At 58.4% G+C, this 24509-nt stretch carries 24 protein-coding genes; 5 read left to right on the top strand and 19 right to left on the bottom strand.

Features of this window, described 5'->3' with window-relative positions:
• Positions 1-4: 4 nt before the first annotated feature.
• From R5M92_RS11965 to R5M92_RS12005, 9 genes are all read right to left on the bottom strand, one after another.
• Positions 5-532 (bottom strand): molybdopterin-dependent oxidoreductase, encoded by a 528-nt coding sequence (locus R5M92_RS11965; protein ID WP_346796175.1) that lies wholly within the window; start codon positions 530-532, stop codon positions 5-7.
• A 136-nt stretch (positions 533-668) separates the two neighbouring features.
• Complete coding sequence (locus R5M92_RS11970; RefSeq protein WP_346796176.1) at positions 669-1487, bottom strand: DUF2189 domain-containing protein; 819 nt, start codon at positions 1485-1487, stop codon at positions 669-671.
• A gap of 288 nt (positions 1488-1775) precedes the next feature.
• Positions 1776-2204, bottom strand: a complete 429-nt coding sequence (locus R5M92_RS11975; protein WP_346796177.1) for a universal stress protein — start codon at positions 2202-2204, stop codon at positions 1776-1778.
• Positions 2205-2232: 28 nt separating this feature from the next.
• On the bottom strand, positions 2233-4833 hold the full coding sequence (locus R5M92_RS11980) for a TRAP transporter permease (RefSeq protein WP_346796178.1): 2601 nt from the start codon (positions 4831-4833) through the stop codon (positions 2233-2235).
• Positions 4834-4967: 134 nt separating this feature from the next.
• Positions 4968-5951: a TAXI family TRAP transporter solute-binding subunit gene (locus tag R5M92_RS11985; protein WP_346796179.1), complete on the bottom strand. Its 984-nt coding sequence runs from the start codon at positions 5949-5951 to the stop codon at positions 4968-4970.
• Positions 5952-6295: 344 nt separating this feature from the next.
• Positions 6296-6541, bottom strand: a complete 246-nt coding sequence (locus tag R5M92_RS11990) for a DUF2798 domain-containing protein (RefSeq protein WP_346796180.1) — start codon at positions 6539-6541, stop codon at positions 6296-6298.
• 37 nt (positions 6542-6578) lie between these two features.
• Entirely contained in the window at positions 6579-7883 is a 1305-nt protein-coding gene (locus R5M92_RS11995; protein WP_346796181.1) for a TRAP transporter large permease, read from the bottom strand.
• Entirely contained in the window at positions 7873-8352 is a 480-nt protein-coding gene (locus tag R5M92_RS12000) for a TRAP transporter small permease (RefSeq protein ID WP_346796182.1), read from the bottom strand. The genes R5M92_RS11995 and R5M92_RS12000 overlap by 11 nt, the downstream gene beginning before the upstream one ends.
• Before the next feature lie 60 nt (positions 8353-8412).
• A complete protein-coding gene (locus R5M92_RS12005; protein WP_346796183.1) occupies positions 8413-9423 on the bottom strand; it encodes a DctP family TRAP transporter solute-binding subunit in 1011 nt (336 codons plus the stop codon).
• A 329-nt stretch (positions 9424-9752) separates the two neighbouring features.
• Between R5M92_RS12005 and R5M92_RS12010 the strand changes: the two genes are divergently transcribed.
• Positions 9753-10637 carry a DMT family transporter gene (locus tag R5M92_RS12010; protein ID WP_346796184.1) on the top strand — a complete coding sequence of 295 codons (885 nt, stop codon included), beginning with the start codon at positions 9753-9755 and terminating at the stop codon, positions 10635-10637.
• On the opposite strand, the gene R5M92_RS12015 is transcribed toward R5M92_RS12010, so the two are convergent.
• From R5M92_RS12015 to uraH, 8 genes are all read right to left on the bottom strand, one after another.
• Entirely contained in the window at positions 10582-11091 is a 510-nt protein-coding gene (locus R5M92_RS12015) for a DUF192 domain-containing protein (protein WP_346796185.1), read from the bottom strand. The genes R5M92_RS12010 and R5M92_RS12015 overlap by 56 nt on opposite strands.
• Before the next feature lie 40 nt (positions 11092-11131).
• Positions 11132-12616, bottom strand: coding sequence for a pyruvate kinase (gene pyk, locus R5M92_RS12020; protein ID WP_346796186.1), 1485 nt, complete (start codon positions 12614-12616; stop codon positions 11132-11134).
• 131 nt (positions 12617-12747) lie between these two features.
• Complete coding sequence (locus tag R5M92_RS12025) at positions 12748-13236, bottom strand: ureidoglycolate lyase (RefSeq protein WP_346796187.1); 489 nt, start codon at positions 13234-13236, stop codon at positions 12748-12750.
• 30 nt (positions 13237-13266) lie between these two features.
• Entirely contained in the window at positions 13267-14097 is an 831-nt protein-coding gene (locus tag R5M92_RS12030) for a bifunctional allantoicase/(S)-ureidoglycine aminohydrolase (RefSeq protein ID WP_346796188.1), read from the bottom strand.
• A 17-nt stretch (positions 14098-14114) separates the two neighbouring features.
• Entirely contained in the window at positions 14115-15062 is a 948-nt protein-coding gene (puuE, locus tag R5M92_RS12035; RefSeq protein ID WP_346796189.1) for an allantoinase PuuE, read from the bottom strand.
• A 76-nt stretch (positions 15063-15138) separates the two neighbouring features.
• A complete protein-coding gene (locus tag R5M92_RS12040; protein ID WP_346796190.1) occupies positions 15139-15855 on the bottom strand; it encodes a GntR family transcriptional regulator in 717 nt (238 codons plus the stop codon).
• 16 nt (positions 15856-15871) lie between these two features.
• Positions 15872-17068 (bottom strand): urate hydroxylase PuuD, encoded by a 1197-nt coding sequence (locus R5M92_RS12045; RefSeq protein ID WP_346796191.1) that lies wholly within the window; start codon positions 17066-17068, stop codon positions 15872-15874.
• 11 nt (positions 17069-17079) lie between these two features.
• Entirely contained in the window at positions 17080-17433 is a 354-nt protein-coding gene (gene uraH, locus R5M92_RS12050) for a hydroxyisourate hydrolase (protein ID WP_346796192.1), read from the bottom strand.
• Between the two features lie 114 nt (positions 17434-17547).
• Here uraH and uraD point away from each other — a divergent pair, with 114 nt between their 5' ends.
• Positions 17548-18075: a 2-oxo-4-hydroxy-4-carboxy-5-ureidoimidazoline decarboxylase gene (gene uraD, locus R5M92_RS12055; RefSeq protein ID WP_346796193.1), complete on the top strand. Its 528-nt coding sequence runs from the start codon at positions 17548-17550 to the stop codon at positions 18073-18075.
• Between the two features lie 191 nt (positions 18076-18266).
• On the opposite strand, the gene R5M92_RS12060 is transcribed toward uraD, so the two are convergent.
• The gene (locus R5M92_RS12060; RefSeq protein WP_346796194.1) at positions 18267-18629 is read right to left on the bottom strand and encodes a phasin family protein; all 363 of its coding nucleotides are present in this window, start codon (positions 18627-18629) and stop codon (positions 18267-18269) included.
• 256 nt (positions 18630-18885) lie between these two features.
• A complete protein-coding gene (locus R5M92_RS12065) occupies positions 18886-19581 on the bottom strand; it encodes a glutathione S-transferase N-terminal domain-containing protein (RefSeq protein WP_346796195.1) in 696 nt (231 codons plus the stop codon).
• A gap of 388 nt (positions 19582-19969) precedes the next feature.
• Here R5M92_RS12065 and R5M92_RS12070 point away from each other — a divergent pair, with 388 nt between their 5' ends.
• The 3 genes from R5M92_RS12070 to glcE all read left to right on the top strand — a co-directional run bounded on the left by R5M92_RS12070 (position 19970) and on the right by glcE (position 24499).
• Complete coding sequence (locus R5M92_RS12070; RefSeq protein ID WP_346796196.1) at positions 19970-21676, top strand: L-lactate permease; 1707 nt, start codon at positions 19970-19972, stop codon at positions 21674-21676.
• A 188-nt stretch (positions 21677-21864) separates the two neighbouring features.
• A complete protein-coding gene (gene glcD, locus R5M92_RS12075) occupies positions 21865-23364 on the top strand; it encodes a glycolate oxidase subunit GlcD (protein WP_346796197.1) in 1500 nt (499 codons plus the stop codon).
• Between the two features lie 16 nt (positions 23365-23380).
• On the top strand, positions 23381-24499 hold the full coding sequence (gene glcE, locus R5M92_RS12080; RefSeq protein ID WP_346796198.1) for a glycolate oxidase subunit GlcE: 1119 nt from the start codon (positions 23381-23383) through the stop codon (positions 24497-24499).
• Positions 24500-24509: the final 10 nt, after the last annotated feature.

The raw sequence follows: 24509 nt of genomic DNA on the forward strand, positions 1-24509 counted from the left end.
CCCGCTAGAGGACATGGATATGCATCACTTGCCATACGGCCCGAAAGCGAATCTTTTCGCTGAGCAGCTCCTCATGATGATCGAATGGATACAACACCCAAAGCGGCCCATAGTCGCGGATCGGCATTGCCTCTCCGTCCCGATCCATTGCCAGCAGCACGTCATACTTATCGAGGTCGGATAACGGTATATGAGCTTCGTAACCATTCAACGCCTGAACATGGATCTGCTCCCCTTCGGCACCCAACCGGTCCAGAAAGTCGCGCAGCAACGGACCAGAATACACGCTTGTCCCTTCGGTCCATGGAGTCGTCGTTGCGAATTCGTGTAACGGCAGATCGCGGAGCATCGCACGATCGAAATGCGCTTCATCTTCGGTGTTGGTGTGCGTGATGTTGCCTGTCACCTTCAGCACCACCGGCCCGACAGGATACGGCAGAGAGGACTCGGCATCGGCCAAGGTCGTCGTGGAATACACCACTAGTACCAGTAAGCTCAATGCCGACAGCCATTGTCGCTTGGTAAAGCCCATACCTTTCCTGAAGTCTCTCATCGTTTGTCTTTCCTCTAGCCTACCCAATCAATAGCGCCTCGGGGAGGCGACCACAATAAAAAGAGATGGCCAAGATTATGCCATCTCTTTTGACAGGTCAGGCTAAAAAGGTCGATCAATGAGAGATCTTGTCCACGCTATCGACTTGAACCAGTTCCTCATAGGCGTGCCAGCTGGCGTGTCCCAGAACCGGCAGGATCAGGGCCAGTCCGATATAGAAGGTCACCACACCGATCAATACGCAGCCGGTAAGTATCGCTGCCCACAGCAGCATGGGGCGAAAATTATGCGTCACGCAGCGTACGCTGGCTTCTATACCTTCCATGAAGGTGAGGTCCTGATCCATCAAGGTGGGAATTGCCACGACACTGATGGCAAAGGCACCGAAGGCGAGTATTCCCCCCGCGACGGTTCCCACCGCCAGCATGCTCAGACCTTCCTGGGTGGTAAGCAGCACGGTGTAGAGCGTTACAGGATTGGGTACTTCAAAACCGAAGAACAGGGCAAAGAGCAGAGTCGCCAGACGTATCCACGCCAGAAAGAACAGCATCATCATCACGCCCATCATGGCCAGCTGACCAGCGTGGGGTTGCCAGGTATTGAAGGCATCTCCCAGATGAGGCGCCCGGCCATGCTGCAATGCGCGACTGATACCGTAGGAGCCTACCGCCACCAAGGGGCCGAGAAACATGAAGCCCGCCACCACGGGCAATAGCCAGTACCAGTATCCCATGGTGAAAATGCCGAGGGTAACTGCAACACTCAGCCCGACCCAGAACATGCCGTAAGCCAGACTGACGACCGGGGCTCGGCGAAAATCCTCGATCCCCGCCGCCAGCCAGGCACGAGGCCTGTCCACCCCCACTTTCTTGGCTGAAATCTTGACTCTGGGCGTATCCGCATGAGCATGTGTTTTTGTTGTAGTTGCATTCATTGCATGACTCCTGTGGTTCACCTAGGAACTCACTTCATCAGGGAACTGAAAACCAAACTCACCCCTCATTAATCCTGAGATAATGAGCTAATACTCTCTTAATGTAGACGAGCGGCGGTCAAATCAGGCAATCCAGCGCAACACGGTACAAAAAATCCCTCGATCACCTATCAGGCTGCAATTTTTTCGATGCTTAGCCTTCAAAGCCTCCCTTATCCCGCCTACAAAGGTCACGCCCACAAAAAAAGCCTCCGTCACAGGACGGAGGCTCTTCACCACAGACGGTGCTCAACGCACGATCATCACCGAGACCTTGGCATGGTGGACGACATGCTCGGCATTCGGCCCCAGAACGTAATCGACAAACTTGCGCTTGGTATGCGAGGCCATGACGATCAGGTCGACATCCAGTTTCTTGCCCGCCTTGATGATGGCCTCCCAGGGAGAGCCATCGACAATCACGCTTTGTACTTTTATCTCCTCGGGCACGTTCTCCTTGATAAACGTATGCTGAGCCGCCGATATCGCCTCATGGGCCTTGGCCGAAAAATTCTTGGGAAAATAGGCACCCACCATGGGCATGTGAAATTCGGGCAGCACCGTTACCACGTGCAGGCTGGCATCAAAGCTCTTGCACAGTGCCAGCGCGGTGGGTAGTGCCTTGTGCCATGAGGCTTCCTCGTTGAGATCCACCGGCAACAGGATTTTCCGATACATGATGATACTCCTCTTCTAACGATGGATATCAGGCGTCGGCGGCGGTCGTTGCACTGGGCGGTTCACGACGCCGACGCTGCAGCATCACCACCAGACCAAAGATGGCCAGAGCAGGAATCCACAGCCACTCTTTGGTCCAGCGATCCACCGGAGCCAGCACTTCGATGATCTCTTGATCGAAATCGAAACCCAGCTCGGCGGCCTGACTGCCGAACGCCACAAAGTCGACCAGCGCCTGGCCATCATCGACCCAAAGCTCCATTCCCAGCGCTTCCATGCGCTCTTCCCCGCTGTCGCCACGCGGTACCGGCACCAGGATGTACGTCGTCATCGGATCGCCGTAATCATCTTCACCGGCGATTTGCACCCGCAGGTTACTGCCGTCATCGACGCTTTCCAGCGCTTCTACAAACTGAGCAGGAGGAACGGACTCGTAAGGGTCGTGGATACGGTCCATCCAGAAGCCCGGACGAAACAGGGTAAAGGCGACCAGCAGCAGCAGCAGCGATTCGTACCAGCGGTTGCGGGTAATCATGTAGCCCTGAGTACCCGCCGCGAAAATCAGCATGGCGGTCGTGGCGACGATAAACACCACGACACCCTGTAGCACGCTGACGTCGATCAACAGGAGATCGGTATTGAAGATGAACAGAAACGGCAGTGCCGCCGTGCGCAGGCTGTAGTAGAAGGCCTGAAAGCCGGTACGTAACGGGTCGCCACCGGAGACCGCCGCCGCGGCGAACGAGGCCAAGCCGACAGGCGGCGTGACATCGGCCATGATGCCGAAGTAGAACACGAATAGATGTACCGCGATCAAAGGCACGATCAGACCGTTCTGCTGGCCCAACAGCACGATCACCGGCGCCATCAACGCGGATACCACGATATAGTTGGCGGTGGTCGGCAGGCCCATGCCCAGAATCAAGCTGAGCAACGCGGTAAGCAGCAGAATCATCATCAAGTTGCCGCCGGAAAGGATCTCGACCACATCCGCCAGCACCAGGCCCACACCGGTTTGCGAGACGGCACCCACCACGATACCGGCGGTAGCGGTCGCGATACCGATACCGATCATGTTGCGTGCCCCCGCGACGAGACCGTCCCAGAGATCCTTTAAGCCTTCCTTGACGTCGGCGGCAAACTGGCTGTGACCACGAAAGAAAGCGATGACGGGACGCTGCGTGACCATGATGAAGATCATGAACATCGTCGCCCAGAAGGCCGACAGTCCCGGTGACATGCGCTCCACCATCAAGCACCACACCAGCACGATAACCGGCAGGATGTAGTGCAGGCCGACCATTACCGTGGGGCGTGTCTGCGGCAGTGATACCACCGCCGAGTTGGGGTCATCCATTTCAAGTTCTGGATAATTAGAGCTCACTTTCAACAAGCCGATATAGACCAAGACCAGGCCAAGCGATACGACCCAGGGCGTAGCCTCGCCCAATACTGGTTTAAGCCAACCCAGACCGTAATAAACGGCGAACGACAGCACCATCAGCAGGATCAATCCGGTCATGAAGCCAAGAATTTTATTGAGCAAGGGTCGTGGCGGATTACCCGAAGGCAACCCCTTCATGTTCGCCTTAAGCGCTTCGAGGTGAACAATATAGATAAGCGCAATATAGGAAATCACCGCAGGCAGGAAGGCGTGCTTGATCACTTCAACATAAGATATGCCGACGTATTCCACCATCAGGAAGGCGGCGGCACCCATCACGGGCGGCATGATCTGGCCGTTGACGGATGAAGCCACTTCCACGGCGCCCGCTTTTTCCGAGCTAAAGCCAACACGCTTCATCATCGGAATCGTGAACGTCCCCGTGGTTACCGTATTGGCAATCGACGACCCCGAAATCAAACCGGTCATGCCGGACGCCACCACGGCGGCTTTCGCCGGGCCGCCCTTGAAGTGACCAAGCATGGAAAAAGCGACTTTGATGAAATAATTGCCAGCGCCCGCCTTTTCCAGCAATGCGCCAAACAGAACGAACAGGAAGACAAAGCTGGTGGAAACCCCCAATGCAATACCGAACACGCCTTGAGTGCCCAGCCACTGGTGATTGATCAAACCGCCCAGGCTTACACCCCGGTGGGCCAGGATACCCGGCATATAAGGACCGAACAGCGAATAGACGATAAACAGGCCCGCCACGATCATCAACGGAGGACCCAGTGCGCGCCGGGTGGCTTCCAGCAACATGATGATGCCTATCACCCCGATCACGATATCCTGGGTGATAGGACGACCAGGCCGTTGCGCCAGATCGGAATAAAAGATGAAAAGATAGGCGCCACAGAAAGCAGCCACCGCGGCAAACACCCAGTCCAGTAACGGAATACGGTCGCGGGGCGAGCGCTTCAGGGCGGGATAAGCCATGAAAGCGAGAAACAGCGCAAACGCCAGGTGGATCGAGCGTGACTCGGTGGCACTGAACACCCCGAACCCCACCATGTAAGGCAGGGGTGACGCAATCCATAGCTGAAACAGCGACCACGTCGCTGCGATACTTACCAATAGTCTACCCGGCATTCCCGCAGGCTTTCGTGCCCCCGAATCGCTGGAAGCGACCATATCCTCCAGGTCATTTTCAGCCGCCGCCGAGGGTTGTCTGTCATCACGCATACGCTTGCCCTGCCTAATGGTCAGCGCTGACAATCAGCGCTTTCAACAAGAAACGCGGACACCCTGGGCGTCCGCGCTTAACTACTGGTGGTGAACGGTGTTCACCCGTTGCTTATTACGCTACCGCTGCGCTGTTACTCGATCCAGCCACGCTCACGATAGTAACGCTCTGCACCATCGTGAAGCGGAGCGGTGAGACCGTCCGAAATCATATCTTCTTCGTTGAGGTTTTCAAACGCCGGATGCAAGCGCTTGAAACGGTCGAAGTTTTCAAATACCGCCTTGACTGTTTCGTAGACGATATCTTCATCGACATCGGTGGAGGAAACGAAAGTGGCTGCTACACCGAAGGTTTCGACGTCTTCGTCGTTACCCCGATACAGACCACCCGGAATCACCGAGCGAGTATAGTAAGGATACTCTTCGATCAGGGAGTCGATCTCGTCGCCAGTCACCGGTACCAGGCGAGCGTCGATGGTAGTGGTGGCTTCCTGGATGGAGCCGTTCGGGTGCCCTACGACATACACCATGGCGTCGATATTGTTATCCGACAGAGCGGCAGACTGCTCGGCGGCATCCAGCTGGGACGCCAGCGCGAAGGTATCCTCGTCCCAACCGAACGCGTCCATCACCACATCCATGGTATTGCGCTGGCCGGAACCCGGGTTACCGATATTGACACGTTTACCGGGAAAGTCACTGATGTTCTCGATGCCGGAGTCTGCACGGGCCACAACGGTCAGCGGCTCACCATGCATGGTGAACACGGAACGCATGTCTTCCCAGGCGCCCTCTTCCTCGAAGTTTCCTTCGCCCTCGTACGCACGATACTGGACGTCGGACTGTACAACGCCCATATCCAGCTCACCACTCTTGATGCCGTTGACGTTAGCCACCGAACCACCGGTGGAGGGAGCGTTACAACGAATGTTGTGGTCATCACTGCCGCGGTTGACCATACGACAGACCGACTGACCGACGACGTAATAGACACCGGTCTGACCACCGGTACCGATGGTGATATAGCGTTCTTCCTGAGCAACCGCCGGAGACGCGAAGGTAGCGGCGGCAATCAACGCGCCAGAGAAGGCGGCAGTGGAAAATACATGGCGTTTCATGGACACACCTCTTGATGTTATAGGTATTACAGTCGTTCCCAATCCGATAGCCCACACAAGTGCAATCATCGGTTCGCAAACGTTTCAAGATAGTCTGATTCGGCGGGATAACCACCTCAGACTACTTTAGCGAAAAAAACGCAAATTAGCGAAAAAGCCTGACATGAAAAGGCCTTAGCATGTTTCCAGGATGCTTGCCGTCAGCGGCCTCGACCCATCGATTTCATACTGCCTCAGCCGAGCTAGCCGTGTCGCCATTCTAGACGCCTTGAACGTTTAGTAGGCGTTAATTCCATGCTTCTTGGGTATGGGTCATGAGCATTGATAACCAAGACAGGCCCGCCTCATTTTTCTGTCCTTTGTGGCTTGTGTAACAACTTTGCGGTAAGCCGCTGCAGCCGCGGGGCTCCTAGCATTATCAGGATAAACGCAATGGGCCAAGCAATATAGAATGCTTGCCACCAACGACCCAGAAAACCCTCACTCATGCCGGTGTTGGCCCACGTAATGACGAAGGTCATCAACGTGACCATATAGATCGACATCAACACCGAAAATACCAGCGGGGCAAAGCGTGGGGGGAAGATCATTGGATGCTCCAGAAATCAAACGCAGTACATTCAATCATTAAACGTTGTAGCCCAGCACCGTGGGTAGCCAGAGCGCGATGGACGGAAAAATCGCCACCAAGGCCAAGGCACAACCCATCGCGACGACGAATAGCAGTGCCCAACCAAGCGTGTGCTCCAGGCGGATTCGAGCCACCTCGGTGGTCACCATCAAGTTCACCGCCACCGGCGGTGTGAACTGGCCGATGGCGATGTTCATCGCCAGCAGGATACCGAACCAGACCGGATTCCATTCGAAATGCTGCATCACCGGAATCAGGATCGGCATCATGATCAAATAAATCGATATCGCGTCCAGCAGCATGCCGGCTAGCAGCACCGCCAACATGACCAGAATAAGCAGCAATACCCCGTTGTCGGTCAAGCCGATGATCCATTCCGCCAGATGGCGGAAAGTACCCAGCATGGTGCCCGCCCAGGCAAAGATACCCGCCAGAGCGATGATCAGCATGACCACACCGGAGATGACCGCCGCCTCACCCAATAATTCCCATATGTCGCGCAGCGATAGCTCCCGGGTGAGAAAGAGGCCCACGATCGCCCCGTAGGCAACTGCCACTACAGCCGCTTCGGTCGGCGTGAACAGCCCGGAGCGCAAACCGCCCAGTATCAGCACGGGAGCGAACAGGGCGGGTATCGCCTGTTTGAATGTCGTGCGCACACTCAGTTGCTCGGCACCCTCCACCGGCGTGCCACCTTCCCAACCGTAGCGTCTGGAAACCATTAATGCCGGTACCAATAGCGCCAGCCCCGCCAGCACACCGGGAAACAACCCCGCTGCAAACAGTGCTCGGAGATCAACACCCGGCACCACTATGGAGTAAAGAATCAGCGCCACCGAAGGCGGGATCAGAATTGCGGTGGATGCCGATGCGGCAATCAAGGTGGCGGAAAACGGCTTGGGATAGCCCGCTTTCGTCATGCTGGGCAGCATGACCATCGCCACAGCTGCCGCATCCGCCGGCCCCGAGCCACTCATGCCGCCCATGATCATGCAGACCAGCACCGCGACAAGAGCCAGGCCGCCGTGGCGCGGGCCGATCAATGCCTGGGCGAAGCGCACCAGGCGCAACGCCACGCCCGAGCGTTCGAAAATCAGCCCGGTCAAGATAAATAGCGGAATCGCGATCAATGGATACTTGGCAACGCTATTGTAGGTATTGGTACCCAACGTGGCGAGCATATCCGGCGACAACCCCACGACAATGCCCACCGCCCCGGAAAGGGCCAGGGAAAACGCTACCGGCACCCCGGCGATCAGCAGCCCAGCAAAGGCCAGGATCATCCACACATCAGGGCTCATCGACGAGCCTCCCCGTCAGGCGATCGGCGGTCTGCTGCAGCAAGCGCCACAACATCGCAGCGGAAAGTACCGGCAGCCATACCAGATACCACCACTGCGGCAGCCCGAGCCCCGGCGACAACGACTCCCATTGGTATTCCTGCCAGGCCAGCTTGCCGCCATACCAGGTAATCAAGCCCAGAACAATCACGCCGCACAGAGCCTGGAACAGTATCAACACCTTGCGTAGCCCCGGTGGCAGAGCACGCTCGACGAGTCCGATACGGATATGGCGATTACGCCGCAGCGCTACCGAGGCGCCGGCAAAGGTCAGCACGACCAGCAGAAATATCGAGAATTCCTCAGTGAACGAAAACGAGCCGCCGGTTACGTAGCGCGTCACCACGTTAGCCAAGCTGATCAATGCGATGATAATTAATGCCATCGCCCCCAGCCAGCGCTCAGGGCGAGCATCGGGAAAGCCTTTCATGACAGCCTCACGATAGAAAGCTACCGGCCTCAACGCCGGTAGCTGGAACGTCTGAAGTGATTAACGCGCGTCGATAGCCGTTTGGGCCGCCTCTACCAGGTCTTCACCAATACGTGGCGCCCATTTTTCATAAACGGACCGCGTCGCATCGACAAAGGCTTGGTACTGTTCATCGGAAAGCTCGGTCACCGTCACCCCCCGCTCTTGAATCGCGGCCAGACGTTCGCTCTCCTGTTCACGGGTCATGGCAATTTCCCACTCGCCGGCTTCCTTCGCGGTGTCACGCAACATTTCTTGCTGTTCTTCGGTCAGTGACTGCCAGACCTGCTGATTCACCGCAAAAATCAGCGGATCATTCATGTAGTTCCACAGCGTCAGATGCTCCTGACCGACCTGGTCGATACGCGCCACGTCAAAGACGGATAGCGGATTTTCCTGACCGTCCACCGCTCCGGTGGTCAGCGCCGGCTGGGCATCGGTCCAGCTCATTTGCGTGGGATCGGCGCCCAAGGCAGAGAAGGTATCCTGGAATAGCGGGGAGCCCACCACGCGGATTTTCAGTCCATCCAAGTCGTCAGGCTGGCTAATCGGCCCACGTGAATTCGAGACCTGGCGAAAGCCATTCTCGCCCCACGCCAGCGGGACAACCCCGCGTGATTCGATCGCTTCGAACACCATCTCACCCGCTTCACCGGCGGTCACCGCATCGACCGCGGCCTCGTCGGGAATGAAGAATGGCAGTGAAAAGAGATTGAGTTCGGGCACCTGGGGCGACCAGTTGATGGTCGATCCCACCGCCGCATCGATCAGCCCCGAGCGCATGGCGGAGAATTCGCGGGTCTGATCGCCGGAGACCAGCTGCGAGTTGGGATAGACGCGCAGGGTCATCTCGCCTCCACTACGTTCTTCGACCAGTTCCGCCCACTTTTCGGCGGCCTGGCCCCAGGGGAAGGCATCGGAAAGCACAGTGGAAACGGAGAGTTCACGTGCCTGGGCCGAGAACGAGGCGGTGAGAACAGCGGCGCCAGCCAGGCCGGCGGCCAGGCGGGTCAAATGGCGTGTCAGCTTCATGGTATTCCTTTTATATTATTGGCCGTCCTGGTACCAGTGACTGATAAGGCAGTACCGGTTACCGGCAAAGACAGCGAGCCATAACGAGTGGATGCCAGCTGCCAAGGATTAGGCAGTAGAGCTTTCGCTTTCGGATGGAAAGCCGCGGCGGACGCTTGTGGCGTGCCTGAGGTACGTACATTTCCGATATGAAGCACGTAGCGGGGATTGCCCAAGCTCATTGTAAAGCTTGTGGCGACGAAGACCAGCTTGATCCCGTGAATCGCGACAACCTGCTATGCTCACGGCTGTTCCGCTGTTTCCCCGTTGTCCTTGCTTGCGAGAATGCTGTGCCTATTCGCGATCTATTACTGGGTCTTTTCGTCGTCGCCATCTGGGCGCTCAATATCATCGTGATAAAGGTCGGCGTGGCCGAGCTTCCACCGTTGTTCATGACCACGCTGCGCTTCATGCTGGTCGCCGCTCTCATCGTCCCGTTTCATCCCGTCGCCAGGCACCAGTTGCTGTTCCTGGCGCTGCTATCGCTTACCTTCGGCACGTTGCACTTCGCCTTTCTCTTTATCGGGCTGGAACAGGCCGAGGCCGGTACCGGTGCCTTGCTGGTGCAGATGGGCACGCCCTTCGCGACGCTTTTAGCCGTTGTGTTTCTCAAGGAGAAATTGGGCGCCAAGCGCCTGTCCGGCTTGCTGCTGGCGTTCGCCGGGGTGATCGTACTTGCCGGAGGACCGACGCTCCCCGCCCCGCTGCCCCTGGCGATTCTGCTGTGCAGCGCCCTGGGCTGGGCGGTGTCCCAACTATTGATCAAGCAAGGCCCCAATATTGCGCCGCTGGCTCTGGCGGGCTGGGTGGCGCTGTTTGCCGTTCCCCAGGTCGCACTCGGGTCGTGGCTATTCGAAAGCGATCAGTGGTCGGCTTTACGCCAGGCGGGCTGGGCGGGATGGGGAGCGGTATTCTATACCGCCGTGATGTCCTCCATCGTGGCTTACAGCATCTGGTACGGCCTGCTGCGCCGGCACCCGGTCAATCGCGTGGTTCCCATGACGCTACTGGTGCCGGTTCTGGCCGTGGTATTGGGTGTGCTGTTGATGGGAGACAGCCTGGGCATTCATAAACTGGCTGGCGGTGGCCTGGTGGTAGCAGGTATCGCCCTGATCGTGATCAAGTTCGGCAGAAGCCCGCGTGCCCCGGCAGCGACACGCAATCCCCCACGTTGATGCCGCGTTCGGCAAAGTAGCCCGCATTGACTTCCAGTGCAGAATGGTAGGCTTCGCCGGGCTCGTATGAGGGACACTGCGCAGGACGCAATGACTCGCAAGGGGGCATCTGTTCGATCGCGACAATCCGGCCATCGCTGTCGATAAAGGCAATATCCAGCGGGATTCGGGTGCGATACATCCAGAACCCCTGCCGCCCACTCTGCTGCCGATCGTACAGAAACAGCATTCCGCTATCGACATCGAGGTGATCCCGCTCCATCAGGCCACGCTGGCGCTGGGCAGGGGTTTCGGCCACTTCCACACTCAGACGGTGCGGCCCTTGGCTGGTATGAATCACCAGTGGCAAGCGCTCATCGTTCTGTGCCATCACCAGGCTCGGCACCAACGGCACCATGCCCAGCACGGGAAGAGCAAATGAAAACTTGAGCAAGGCACGGCGGGTTGGATTCATCGGGGAGTCACCTGAGTGGATGGGCTAACGCAGCATGGGTTTAGGACGCTTTCCTTTCAGCATGGCGGGGCAGCACTTCCAGTACCTTCATGGTATTGGTGCCTCCGTGGGCATTCATGTGATCGCCACGGGTCAGAATCACGTGATCGCCCACCTCGACGATGCCCTGAGCGACCAGCAAGGCCAGAGCCTGGTCGTTGAGTTCGGCGGCGCTCATGGACGAGGTATCGAACGGTAGCGACACCACGCCGCGATACAGCGCCATGCGCCGCTGGGCGATGGGGTTGTGGGCCAGCCCGACGATAGGCAATCCCGAGCGAATACGCGAGGCGATCAAGGGCGTATACCCCGATGCCGTCATGCAGGCGATAGCCGCCACACCGTCCATGTGGTTGGCGGCGTACATGGCCGAAAGCGCGATGGTTTCGTCGGGCCGGGTAAAACCTTCATGAATGCGGTGACCCGACTCCTGGGCGATTCTTTCCCGCTCGGCTCCCAGGCAGATACGCGCCATGGCCTCCACGGTTTCCAGCGGATAGTCGCCGGTGGCGGTCTCGGCGGAAAGCATGACCGCGTCGCTGCTGTCGAGTACGGCATTGGCGACATCGAACACCTCGGCGCGTGTCGGCAACGGCGCGGAAATCATCGACTCCATCATCTGAGTGGCGGTAATCACCGCGCGATTGAGCGAACGGGCACGCTTGATCAGGCGTTTCTGCACCCCGACCAGCTTGGCATCGCCAATCTCGACTCCCAGGTCGCCGCGGGCCACCATCACCGCTTCCGACGCGGCGATGATGCCGTCCAGGGTGGCGTCGTCGGCCACTGCCTCGGCGCGCTCGATCTTGGCCACCAGGCCGATATCCGCTCCCGCCTCACCCAGCAGGGCACGAGCTTCGAGCATGTCCTCGGCTCTCCGGGGGAAGGAGATCGCCAGATAGTCGACGCCGATCTGGACGGCGGTGGTGAGGTCTTCCTTGTCCTTCTCGGTCAGCGCCGGCGCGGAGAGACCGCCGCCTTGCTTGTTGATGCCCTTGTGGTTGGAAAGCTTGCCGCCGACCACCACACGTGTATGCACCTGCTGCCCTTCCACTGCCGTGACGTCGAGTACCACTCGGCCGTCATCCAGCAACAGGCGATCGCCCGCCACCACGTCCTCAACCAGCGAGCGGTAATCACAACCGACACGTTCGATATCCCCCGCGTCCCGGTCCAGGGCCATGTCCAGAATAAAGGAATGACCTTCTACAAGGGTGACGGCGCCCTCCTTGAACCGCGCAATACGTATCTTCGGCCCCTGGAGATCGCCCAATGCGGCGACGCTTCGGCCCAGGCGTGCCGCGATGGTACGCACCGCTTCCAGCCGGCGGCGATGATCCTCGGCATTACCGTGAGAAAAATTCAACCTTACGACATCCACTCCCGCCGCCAGCATGGCTTCCAATACACCTTCACGATCGCTGGCGGGACCCAGCGTGGCGACAATCTTGGTACGGCGAAGCGGAATATGGGGTAGCGGTTTCATAACTCTCCTCGGTAGGCCGACACGGCAAGGCGCATGGTGCGCCGTCGATCACCACCGCCTTGAGCATCTGGTACCAAGGCGGCTTGCTCCCCAGTATACGCACCATTTATTACAGCGGCACGGTCAGCCTTTCATCCCAGTGTCACTCGCACTTCCAGGGGATATTCCTCGCAGTTGTTCCCGGCACCGCCACGATCCACCACCAGGAACTCTCCTTCTCGATAAAGCACGGACTGTACTGCATGCCAGGTGCCGGGACGATAGTTCACCCCCTGGCGCCCATCGGTAAAGAAGGCACACACTTTCGCCGGATCGACATCGTCACCCGGGGGCGCCACCACGATCAGAAAGTGCTCTTCGTGCAGGGGCATGAAGGCCTGGCTGCCCAGCGGATGGCGTTCCAGATAGGAAATTTCCAAAGGCAATTCCACCGGCTGGCTGACAAAGATACTGATCAACGTCCGTGCGTCGTCACCCAATGTCTCAACCTTGGCGATGTCGTGATGACGCTGGGTACGCCCCTCGTTGATGGGAAAGGAATCTGCGGTACGCGCGTCGATCACATCCCCGAACGGGGCAAAGGATTGCGGCGTCAGTGGACGGGCATTCAGTTCCAGCACGTGAGTCTCCTTGATTGTCCTTTCATGTATTCAGCGAGTCGAACCCAGCTTCATGTGGCGATTGACATCCTTGTAGAGCAGATAGCGAAACGGGCCAGGACCACCGGCATAGCAGGCCTGGGGGCAAAAGGCACGCAACCACATGAAGTCACCCGCCTCCACCTCGACCCAATCCTGGTTGAGATGGTAGACGGCCTTCCCCTGCAGTGCATACAAACCGTGCTCCATGACATGGGTCTCGTCAAACGGAATCACCGCGCCAGGCTGGAAGGTCACGATATTGACGTGCATGTCATGACGTACGTCTGCGGGGTCGACGAATCGCGTGGTGGCCCAGCGGCCTTCGGTACCCGGCATCTCGATTGGCGCAACGTCCTGCTCGTTGGTGACGAAGGCCTTCGGCGCCTCCAGCCCCTCCACGAATTCGTACGCCTTGCGCACCCAGTGAAAGCGAACCGGCTCATCGGATTCGTTGCGCACCTGCCAGTGGCTGCCCAGCGGTATGAACGCATAACCGCCTGGTTGCATCGTATGTCGCTCACCGGCGATGGTGAGCGTTAACTCGCCCTCGACGATGAACAACACGCCTTCGGCCTGGGGATCAAGCTCTGGTTTATCGCTGCCGCCTTCGGGAGCGACCTCCATGATGTACTGGGAGAACGTTTCGGCGAACCCGGAAAGCGGGCGGGCCAATACCCACAGGCGGGTGCCCTCCCAGAACGGCAGGTTGCTGGTGACGATATCGCGCATCACGCCCTTGGGAATGAAGGCGTAGGCCTCCTTGAACACCGCTCGATCCGACAGTAGTTGTGTCTGGGGCGGGTGTCCGCCGGTTGGGGCGTAGTAGCTATGTTTAGTCATGTAATTTCCAGAATGGATCACCGCGTCGGCGCGGGGTGGTGCTCGGCCCAGTGCCGGGCGATATCGACCCGGCGCGCCACCCAGACGCGGTCGTGGCTTTGAATGTGGTCCAGGAAGCGCTGCAGGGCACGAAAACGCCCGGGACGACCGATCAAACGACAGTGCAAGCCGACCGACAGCATTTTCGGAGTGTCCTCACCTTCGGCGTAGAGCACATCGAAGGCATCGCGCAGATAGGTAAAGAAGTGATCCGCGGTATTGAACCCCTGCGGTGCGGCAAAGCGCATATCGTTGCTGTCCAGGGTGTAGGGCACAACGAGATGGTCGTGATCACTCCCCTGGCTGTCGGTCACGGTGGTCCAGAACGGCAGGTCATCACCGTAATAGTCGCTATCGTAAAGGAAGCCACCCTCATCCAGTACCAACCGCCGAGTGTTGGGGCTATCGCGACCGGTGTACCAGCCCTGTGGTTTTTCCCCGTAGAGCCGCTGGAATATGTCCATGGCTTTTTGCATGTGCTCGCGCTCGACGTGCTCGGGCACTTCCTGGTAGTGAATCCAGCGGTAGCCGTGGCAGGCGACTTCGTGACCTAGGTCCCTGAATGCCTGGGCGATGTCGGGATGGCGCTCAAGGGCCATGGCCACACCGAATACCGTCAACGGTAAATCGCGCTTCTCGAACTCGCGCAGTATTCGCCAGACGCCTGCCCGGGAGCCGTACTCGTAAATTGATTCCATGCTCAGGTGGCGGTCCGGGTAGGCCGGTGCGCCGATAATTTCCGATAGGAATTGCTCGGAGCCTGCATCGCCATGCAGCACACTGTTTTCACCCCCCTCCTCGTAGTTCAGCACAAACTGAACGGCAATCTTCGCCTTGTCCGGCCAATTGGCATGGGGAGGATTGCGGCCGTAGCCGACCAGGTCGCGGGGATAGTGTGCATGGGTGGTTGACGACGAATACGTCATGACGGCTCCTTGTTGACGTCAGTGGCTGCCTTCGGCCCAAGAGGCACAGAGCAGTCAAGCCATTTAAATCCGGCTGCTAGGTATCAAATATCTGTTTCAAGTCAGGGACACTGTCTTCCTCTTCCACGATGGAAAGCGACGCTTCGATCGCTTTCAGGTGACGGCTCATGAATGCCTTGGCACGCTCGCCGTTGCCCTCCTCCAGGTAACCAATCAGATCGTCGTGGTCATGGGATTCACAACCCAGATGGCCGCGATGGCCATAGACGGCAAGTATCAATGACGAGCGCGAGCAGAGCCGTTCGACAAACTCCGCCAGGGTGGCGTTACCCGATAACTGCGCCAAGCGCACGTGGAAATCCGCCGACAGGCGAATCGCCACACTTTGCTGGCCGCTACGCAGCGCCTGACGCTCCTGACGGGCCATCTCGCGTAGCTCGCCGGCTTGCTTTTGCGTGACGCTTCTTGCCACATCCGGCATCAGGCCGCATTCGATGAGCTGGCGGGCGTCGAATACATCTTTCGCCTCCTCGGCGGTTGGCCGCGTCACGCTGGCGCCGCGTCGCGGTGTCAGCGTGACCAACTGCTCCAGCGCCAACCGCTGCAGAATCTTGCGAATACCGGTACGGCTGATGCCGAATACTTCCGCTAGCGCATCTTCGCGTAATCTTGCGCCGGGCTTGAGCCGCTGTTCCACAATGGCATCGCTGACAGCACGATAAATCGCTTCGTGGCGCTCATCACCCTCCTTGACGGAAGAGCGACGTTTTACCACCGCCTGCGAATCACTCATGGCTTGCTCTCTCTCGTTACTCCCAGGCGGCGATGGTGTTGCGTTCTTCCTCGCTCATCTGGGTGATATTTCCCAAGGGCATGTAACCACTTGCCACCACTTTCTGGATCAGCTCCTTCTCGCTCACCACCTGATCGAGCTGGTCGTATACATGACCGGCGGGGGGAGCGGAAAATCCAGGATGCGTGGGGGTCTGTGAATGGCACTGCACACAGCGCTGGGTGACGATGGTATGCACTTCCTGACTATCCGGCGCAGTAGCTTGACCCACGGCGGCTCCGGTCGAGCCCGGTGCTCCCACCCAAACGGCTATCACGATCAAGGCGACTCCCGCTACAGGATAAGCCGGCTTGTGGCTACCGCCGTGCATCAGCACGAAATACTGTCGAATCAAGGCACCAGCGAAGATGAACAACGTCATGATCACCCAGGCAAGATCATGCGAGTAGGCGAAGGAGTAGTGGTTGCTGATCATCAGCAACACCACTGGAAGAGTGAAATAAGTGTTGTGAACCGAGCGTTGCTTGCCGCGCTTGCCATCCAGCGGATTGGGCGACTCCCCTGCCCGCATCGCCTTGACCATGCGTCGCTGGCCGGGAATGATCCAGAAGAATACGTTGGCCGACATGGCCGTCGCCATTACCGCGCCGGTGAGCAGAAATGCAGCACGGCCGGTAAACATCTGGGTGCTGAGATAGGCCACGACGATCATCATCACCGCCACCGCCAGGCTCAGCAGGCCGTCGCGCTCCATATTGGGACTGATGCGCTTGCATAGCTCGTTGTAAACGACCCAGCCGCCGATCAGGAACGCCAGCGCCAGCAAGTTAGCCTGCCAACCACTCATGCCGGCGGCCCACTGCCAGTCGCTCGCGGGATCCACCAGGTAGAAACCAGGGTTGACCATGTACAGGATGACGAATAGCGCAAAGCCCGAAAGCCAGGTGGTATAAGCCTTCCAGAATGACCAGTGCAGGTCGGCGGGGAGCTTGGCGGGCGCCGTGGCGTACTTCTGGTTGTGGTAGAACCCCCCGCCATGGACCGCCCACATTTCCCCGAAAACACCTCTGTCGCGACCCTCCTGCGCTTTGGGGGTGCGCAAGCTGTTGTCCAGCATCACGAAGTAGATGGATTCCCCGATCCAGGCGATGGCGGCAATGACATGCAGCCAGCGCAACAGCAGGTTGGCAAAATCAATTAGATAAGCTTGCATGAAGTGTCCTTTCAGCTGCCGCGGTAGGTCGTGTATCCATAAGGGGACAGCAGCAGCGGAACATGGTAGTGCTGACCAGCATCGGCGACGCCGAAGCGCAAGGGGATCACGTCGAGAAAACGCGGCGACTCGGTGGGCGCGGCATGGCTATCAAGATATTCACCAGCATGAAATACCAGCTCATACTCGCCCACTTGAAAGGCCTCTCCATCCAGGAGTGGTGCATCGCAACGGCCATCGGCGTTGGTGACGACTTCCTTCAGGCATTCCCGGCGATCCTGGCTCAGGCGAAACACCTCGATACGAATCCCCCGGCCCGGGCACCCTCTGGCCGTGTCAAGTACATGCGTCGTCAAATATCCCATATCGGCTCCTTGTCAGCACACTTGTCATTATCGTCTTTAGTGACGGCTAGAGTACCGTCACTCCCATTTATTGTATACAGTATAAGCGAATACACACTCGCGAAGGGAGTCCTCATGTCCGCTATCTATCTATCGCCGCGCCCCAGCACCCTCGACCGGGAACAGTTCCTGGCGCATTACGGCGATATTTTCGAACACTCGCCCTGGGTGGCGGAACAAGCGTGGGAACAAGGCCTGACGTCTGAACACGACTATCCAGATAGCCTCGCCGAAACGATGGGAAAATGCTTGCAGCAGGCCGATACCGAGCAACAGATAGCCGTTATTCGTGCGCACCCCGACCTGGCCGGAAAAGCAGCGATAAGTGGTGATTTGACGCGTGATTCGGCCAGCGAGCAAGCCGGCGCGGGGCTCGATCAGTGTACGCCTCAAGAGTTCAAGACTTTCGAGAGACTCAACCAGGCGTACAAGGAGAAATTCGGCTTTCCCTTCGTGATTGCGGTCAAGGGGCTGGATCGCCATGTCATCCTGGCGGAATTCGAACGGCGGCTCGGCAATGACTTGTCAACCGAGCGACGCACTGCCGTGGAGCAGATCATCAAGATAGCGCGTTTACGTTTGCGCAGCCGAGTCGGACATTAAATTGTATACGTTAATCATGCCGGAAACTTTCAGGTGTGTTATCTAGGGCCTGTTGGCGTTTCCTCGCGGTCGTGAATGAAAGGTCAATAATCCCTAACATAACATCGCCACCCATAGGGGTGGCGATATCGTGGTGATGTCGTGACAACGTCATAGGCGATGCATCGCCAGCCTCTTACCAACCCATGAGGTCAGCTAACGGCCTTTACCGAAGCCACACTCTTGTTGGCGCTAGTTTCCGTCATTTTCTGGCTCTGCTGGGCGAAATCCTGGCTCAACGACAGAATCTTTTCCGCATCGCCTTTCATCCGCTCGCTCAGGTCGGAAACCGTCTTCTGCTGGCTTTCCACGGCCTTCTTGAACGTATCGGCATCCTTTACCTCCAGCCATACCCGCGCTTGCGCCATGTTCAGGTCGGTATAGGAGCGAGCGGCGTCCAACTGGGCGCTAAGTAATTTTTCATAGTAGTCCAGCGCCGCCACAGTATAGGTGCGCATCGGCGCGACCAATACGGATTCCATTTGCTGGGTCACTTTGTCAGAACTCTTGTTCATGCTGACTCTCCGAAAGTAGATGCGAGCGTTTCTCGCATCTTGAGATGGGAACGAGGCTTACCTGCCTATACGCCGTCTGTTGCATAATCCATGTTATGAAACTAGCAGGACCTTTTGTGCAGCGCAACATGATATTTCCCATCCTGCCCTTTCGTTCATCGCAAGCTTCCCTCAGGGACCATGAACGCGTCTGGTTCAAGCAGCATGACCTCGAGTTCTGTTACAAGACGGCATGTTCCGCCGCTTAGCGCCAAGCCTAATCCAGATCCCGAATAGTGAAAGCGTTGCGCGCCAGCCCGTCATGCAGATCCAGCATGCGTTCAAACCACGCATCAACGGGATCACCAGGTGTCGTCCACGGCTCCCGAGAGACGCAGTGGACCCACATCGCGCTGCCGAACAGCAGGTAATCGGCCCCCGCCGGAGAATCGCCATCGATGAAGGGTGCGCTTCTCAACTGCTCGCGAACCGGAGCCAGCACCTTTTGCAACTCGGCACGCCCCCTCTCTGGATCATGAAATTCCTCCAGGGTACAGCCAAAGCGAGCTTCCCGAGTGGTACGGAAATAGTCGCGATCGTCAGGATGCACCGCCTGAAAGAGATCCAGCGCCACGATACGAAACAGCGATGGTGTGACGCTGCGCTCGACGAAGTGCTTGAAAAACAGGACCCGCTGCTTGGCCAGCCCTTCTCCCAACAGAGGAGCTTCAGGATACGTCGTGTCCAGATAGCACAAGATGTCATAGCTATCGGTGACGACCTGCTCGCCATCGCAGAGCACCGGCACCTTGTCGTAATCGGCGAAAGCAAGTGCTTGCTTGTCGGTAAAGCGCCACGGCACGGTTTCAACCGACAGCCCCTTATGCGCCAGGGCCATCCGCACACGCCAGCAATATGGAGAAAACCGTAATCGTTCATCACGACCGCAGAGGTCGTACAAGTATCGTGCCATTGGGGAAAGCCTTGTTGTCATTGGGAGAGGAAGCCACTATCGGTTCACTAAAACTGCCAGAAGCAGCCAGGTTAGGCAAACCCAAAAAACCCTGATGAATGTGAGGCAATTCGGTGCTGTCAGGCTCTTACCGTGCTGTCTATTAGTCTAATGCCTCACCGGACGCCTGCTTTCACAGGATGCCGAAATATAATTTAAAAACAGATACTTGATCACTTCTTTCGAGTAAATCTTAGTGTCTTTCAGCACATCATATTGGTAATACCAATTCTCCAATAGTAGTCAACGTAAAGTGTGATCCGTATCTTTCACGCTGACGCCGACAGAGGCTCACGCTCCTGACGGTCATTCCGGAGCATACCGATAAATAACAAGGGCAGTTCCTCCCATGAATGAAACAACTCTTGCACTTCTGGCTTTTGTACCATTGGTACTGGCGGGTGTGCTGCTGATCGGCTTACGCATGGCAGCCAAGACCGCCATGCCGATTGTATTTGTGGTCACGGCACTGATCGGCCTGCTCGCCTGGGACATGACGTTTACCCGCGTCCTGGCCTCGACCTTACAAGGATTGATTCTTACCGTTTCAATATTATGGATCATCTTTGGTGCCATCCTGCTGCTCAACACGCTCAAGCACTCGGGAGGCATCACCGCGATTCGCAAAGGTTTTTCCGGTATCAGCCCGGACCGCCGTGTCCAGGCCATCATCGTCGCCTGGTTGTTCGGCTGTTTTATCGAGGGGGCATCAGGCTTCGGTACGCCGGCGGCGGTAGCGGCTCCCTTGATGGTGGCGCTGGGCTTCCCGGCTCTCGCGGCCGTGGTGGTCGGCATGATGATCCAGTCGACACCGGTCTCCTTCGGCGCCGTGGGCACCCCCATCGTGGTCGGGGTCAGCGGTGGCATCAACCGTGAAGGCATCACCGAGCAGCTTGCCAATGGTGGCTACACGTGGCTTGAGTACTTCCGCCTCATCGTCAGCGAAGTGGCGATCATCCATGGCATCGTCGGCATTCTCATGCCGTTGATCATGGTCGTGGTCATGGTTCGCTTCTTCGGCGCCAACCGCTCGTGGAAGGAAGGCCTGTCGATTACCCCGTTCGCCCTTTTCGCCGGCGTTGCGTTCGTCGTGCCTTACATGCTGGCAGGTGTGCTGCTGGGGCCGGAATTCCCGTCGATGATCGGCGCCATGGTCGGTCTGGCCATCGTGGTCCCCGCCGCCCGCCGTGGCTTTCTCATCCCCAAGGATAGCTGGGACTTCCCCGAATCCACTTCCTGGCCGGACGAGTGGATCGGCAAGCTCGAAATCAAGATGGACGATATCGCCGGCAAGGCGCCGATCTCCACCTTCATGGGATGGGTTCCCTATGTCCTGCTGGCGATCTTCCTGGTGGCTTCTCGCGTCATCGACCCCTTGCGTGAAGCGCTCACGTCGTTCGCCTTCGGCTGGAGCAATATTCTCGGCGAAGCCGGAGTCTCGGGCAGCATTCAGCCGCTCTACCTGCCGGGTGGCATTCTGTTGATGGTGGTACTGGTCACGGCGCTCTTGCACCGCATGAAAGGCGCCGAGCTGAAGGCCGCCTTCAGCGATTCATCCAAGACCATTCTGGGTGCCGGTTTCGTGCTGATCTTCACCATCCCCATGGTGCGCATCCTGATCAACTCCGGCGTCAACGGTTCCGACCTGGTTTCCATGCCGGTGGCCATGGCCCAGCTCGTGGCGGATAGTGTCGGCGGCGTCTACCCGTTCTTCGCACCCGCGGTGGGCGCATTGGGAGCTTTCATTGCCGGTTCCAACACGGTCTCCAACCTGATGCTGGCCGAGTTCCAGTTCAACGTGGCCCAGCAACTGGGGGTCTCCACCGCTCTGATGGTTGCGCTACAAGCGGTCGGTGCCGCGGCAGGCAACATGATCGCCATCCATAACGTCGTGGCGGCATCCGCCACCGTGGGACTGCTGGGCCGGGAAGGTACTACTATCCGCAAGACTCTGTTACCCACCCTATACTATCTGGTAGCGACCGGTCTCATCGCCCTTGTTGCCTTCTATGTGATCGGGGTTAGCGATCCGATACTACAGTTACCCGGCAACTGAATCGTCACGCCGGTAACGCCACGTAGATAACGCTTTCGCCGGAGCCCTTGGGCTCCGGCGTCATGCATCAAGTTTATGCAAAAGCTTTCCGCCTGCTACGCCGCAATAGATTTATGGAAAGCTTTTCCATAAAATAGCCCTCATCAGGCATTATCGCCTGCGTCCTCTCCTTCTCTTCAGGAGCTGCCATGAATTTTCATTTTGACGAGCGCCTTGATGGTGAAATCAAAACCAACACCAAGGCTGACGTGCTGAGCGATCTGCAACAGGCGGCTCCCGAGCTCACCCTATTGCACCGCGAGGAGGACCTGCGCCCCTTCGAGTGCGACGGCTTGGCCGCCTATCGTGTGCTGCCGATGCTGGTTGCACTACCAGAGACCCTGGAGCAGATCGAAACCCTGCTCAAGCGCTGTAGTGCGCTGGGGGTACCCGTGGTAACGCGCGGTGCCGGCACTGGGCTTTCCGGCGGCGCCCTGCCCCTGGAAAAAGGCGTGCTACTGGTCATGTCACGCTTTAACCAGATACTCAGCGTAGACCCCGAAGCCCGTCTGGCGCGGGTACAGCCCGGCGTGCGCAACCTGGCGATTTCCGAAGCAGCTGCCCCCTATGGCTTGTACTACGCTCCCGATCCTTCTTCGCAGATCGCCTGTTCGATCGGCGGCAACGTTGCTGAAAACGCTGGCGGCGTTCACTGCCTGAAGTACGGCCTGACCGTACACAACGTGATGCGGGTGGACATACTGACCATCGAAGGCGAGCGCATGACGCTTGGCTCGGAGGCGTGGGATGCACCGGGCTTCGACCTGCTGGCATTGATGAACGGCTCCGAAGGCATGCTCGGCGTGGTCACCGAGATCACCGTCAAGCTGTTGCCCAAGCCGGAAACTGCCAAGGTGCTGATGGCAAGCTTCGATGACGTGGAGAAGGCCGGCCGCGCCGTCGGCGATATCATTGCCGCCGGCATCATCCCCGGCGGACTGGAGATGATGGACAACCTGGCCATTCGTGCCGCCGAGGATTTCATCCGCGCGGGCTACCCGGTGGAAGCCGAAGCCATTCTGCTGTGCGAGCTGGATGGTGTGGAAGCCGATGTCGACGACGATTGCGCCACCGTACGCCGTGTCCTAGAAGCCGCGGGTGCCACCGATATCCAGCAGGCCCGCAATGAGGCCGAACGCGCCAAGTTCTGGGCCGGACGCAAGAATGCCTTCCCCGCCGTGGGACGCATGTCGCCGGACTATTACTGCATGGACGGCACGATTCCACGGCGCGAGCTGCCCCGTGTTCTCAAGGGCATCGCCGCCCTCTCCGAACAGAGCGGCCTGCGTGTGGCCAATGTCTTTCATGCCGGTGACGGCAACATGCACCCCTTGATCCTGTTCGATGCCAACCAGGAAGGTCAGCTGGAGCTTGCCGAGGACGTAGGCGGCAAGATACTGGAATTATGCGTGGAAGCCGGCGGCACGATTACCGGCGAGCACGGCGTGGGCCGCGAGAAGATCAACCAGATGTGCAGCCAGTTCCAGGCCGATGAGCTTACCGTGTTCCATGCTCTCAAGGCCGCCTTCGATCCCCAGCGGCTGCTCAACCCGGGCAAGAACATTCCCACGCTGGCACGCTGCGCGGAATTCGGCGCCATGCATGTCCATAATAACGAGCTTCCCCACCCGGAACTGCCCCGCTTCTGATTGGCCAGGATTGATCATGACCGTGACTAACAATGCTTATCCCGCGCCTGATGACACGCTCGATCAGGACGAAAACGAAACGCTCAGCGCCCAGGTTCGCCAGGCTTACCAGGCCCGCCAGCCTCTGCGCATCGTCGGCGGCGACACCCGCGCCTTCTATGGCCGCAAGGTAGAGGGCGAAACGCTTTCACTGGCCCGGCATCGCGGTATAGTTCACTACGATCCCGTCGAGCTGGTGGTTACCGTGCGCGCCGGCACCCCTGTAGAAGAACTTGAAGCGGCTCTGGCCCGCCAGAATCAGCTGCTGCCCTTCGAGCCGCCGCGCTTTGGTTCCGACAGCACCATCGGCGGTGTCGTGGCGACGGGGCTATCGGGCCCACGCCGCCCCTGGGCGGGAGCGGTACGCGATTTCGTGCTGGGCACCCGAGTGATCACCCAGGAGGGCAAGCTGCTGCGCTTCGGTGGCGAAGTCATGAAGAACGTCGCCGGCTACGACCTGTCGCGCCTGATGACAGGGGCCCAGGGAACACTGGGGGTTCTCAGCGAAATATCGTTCAAGGTACTGCCGGTACCCACGGCCACCCATAGCCTGGTCCTCGAGCTGCCCTTGGACGAGGCGATGCAGAAACTCGCCGAACTGGGCCGTCAACCACTCCCTATCACTGCCGCCGCCTGGCATGCAGGACTTCTGCACCTGCGCCTGGAAGGCGGCAACAGCTCGGTGGAAGCGACCCGGGAACGACTCGGTGGCGAGCCGCTGGAAAGCACTTTCTGGCAAGAGCTGCGCGATCAGCGCCTGGCATTCTTCCAGTGCCAGCCGGGCCAGTCGCTGTGGCGTCTGTCGCTGCCGCCGCATACCCCGCCACTGGACCTTGACGTGGCACAAGACAATATCTTCCATGACTGGGCCGGCAGCCAACGCTGGGTAAAGACCTCGCTTGACGCCGACACCCTGCGCCGGGCCTGTCGCCTGGCCGGGGGGCATGCCACCTGCTTTACCCCTCAGCACGAGACAGCCGAATTCGAACCTTTCACCCCACTCGACCCCATCGTGGCCAAGTATCATCGCAACTTGAAAACCGAGCTCGATGAACATGGCATATTCAATCCCGGCCGTCTCTATGCGGCGTTTTGATAAGGAGCCC

The sequence above is a fragment of the Halomonas sp. Bachu 37 genome, from assembly GCF_039691755.1.
GTDB classification, from domain to species: domain Bacteria; phylum Pseudomonadota; class Gammaproteobacteria; order Pseudomonadales; family Halomonadaceae; genus Vreelandella; species Vreelandella kashgarensis.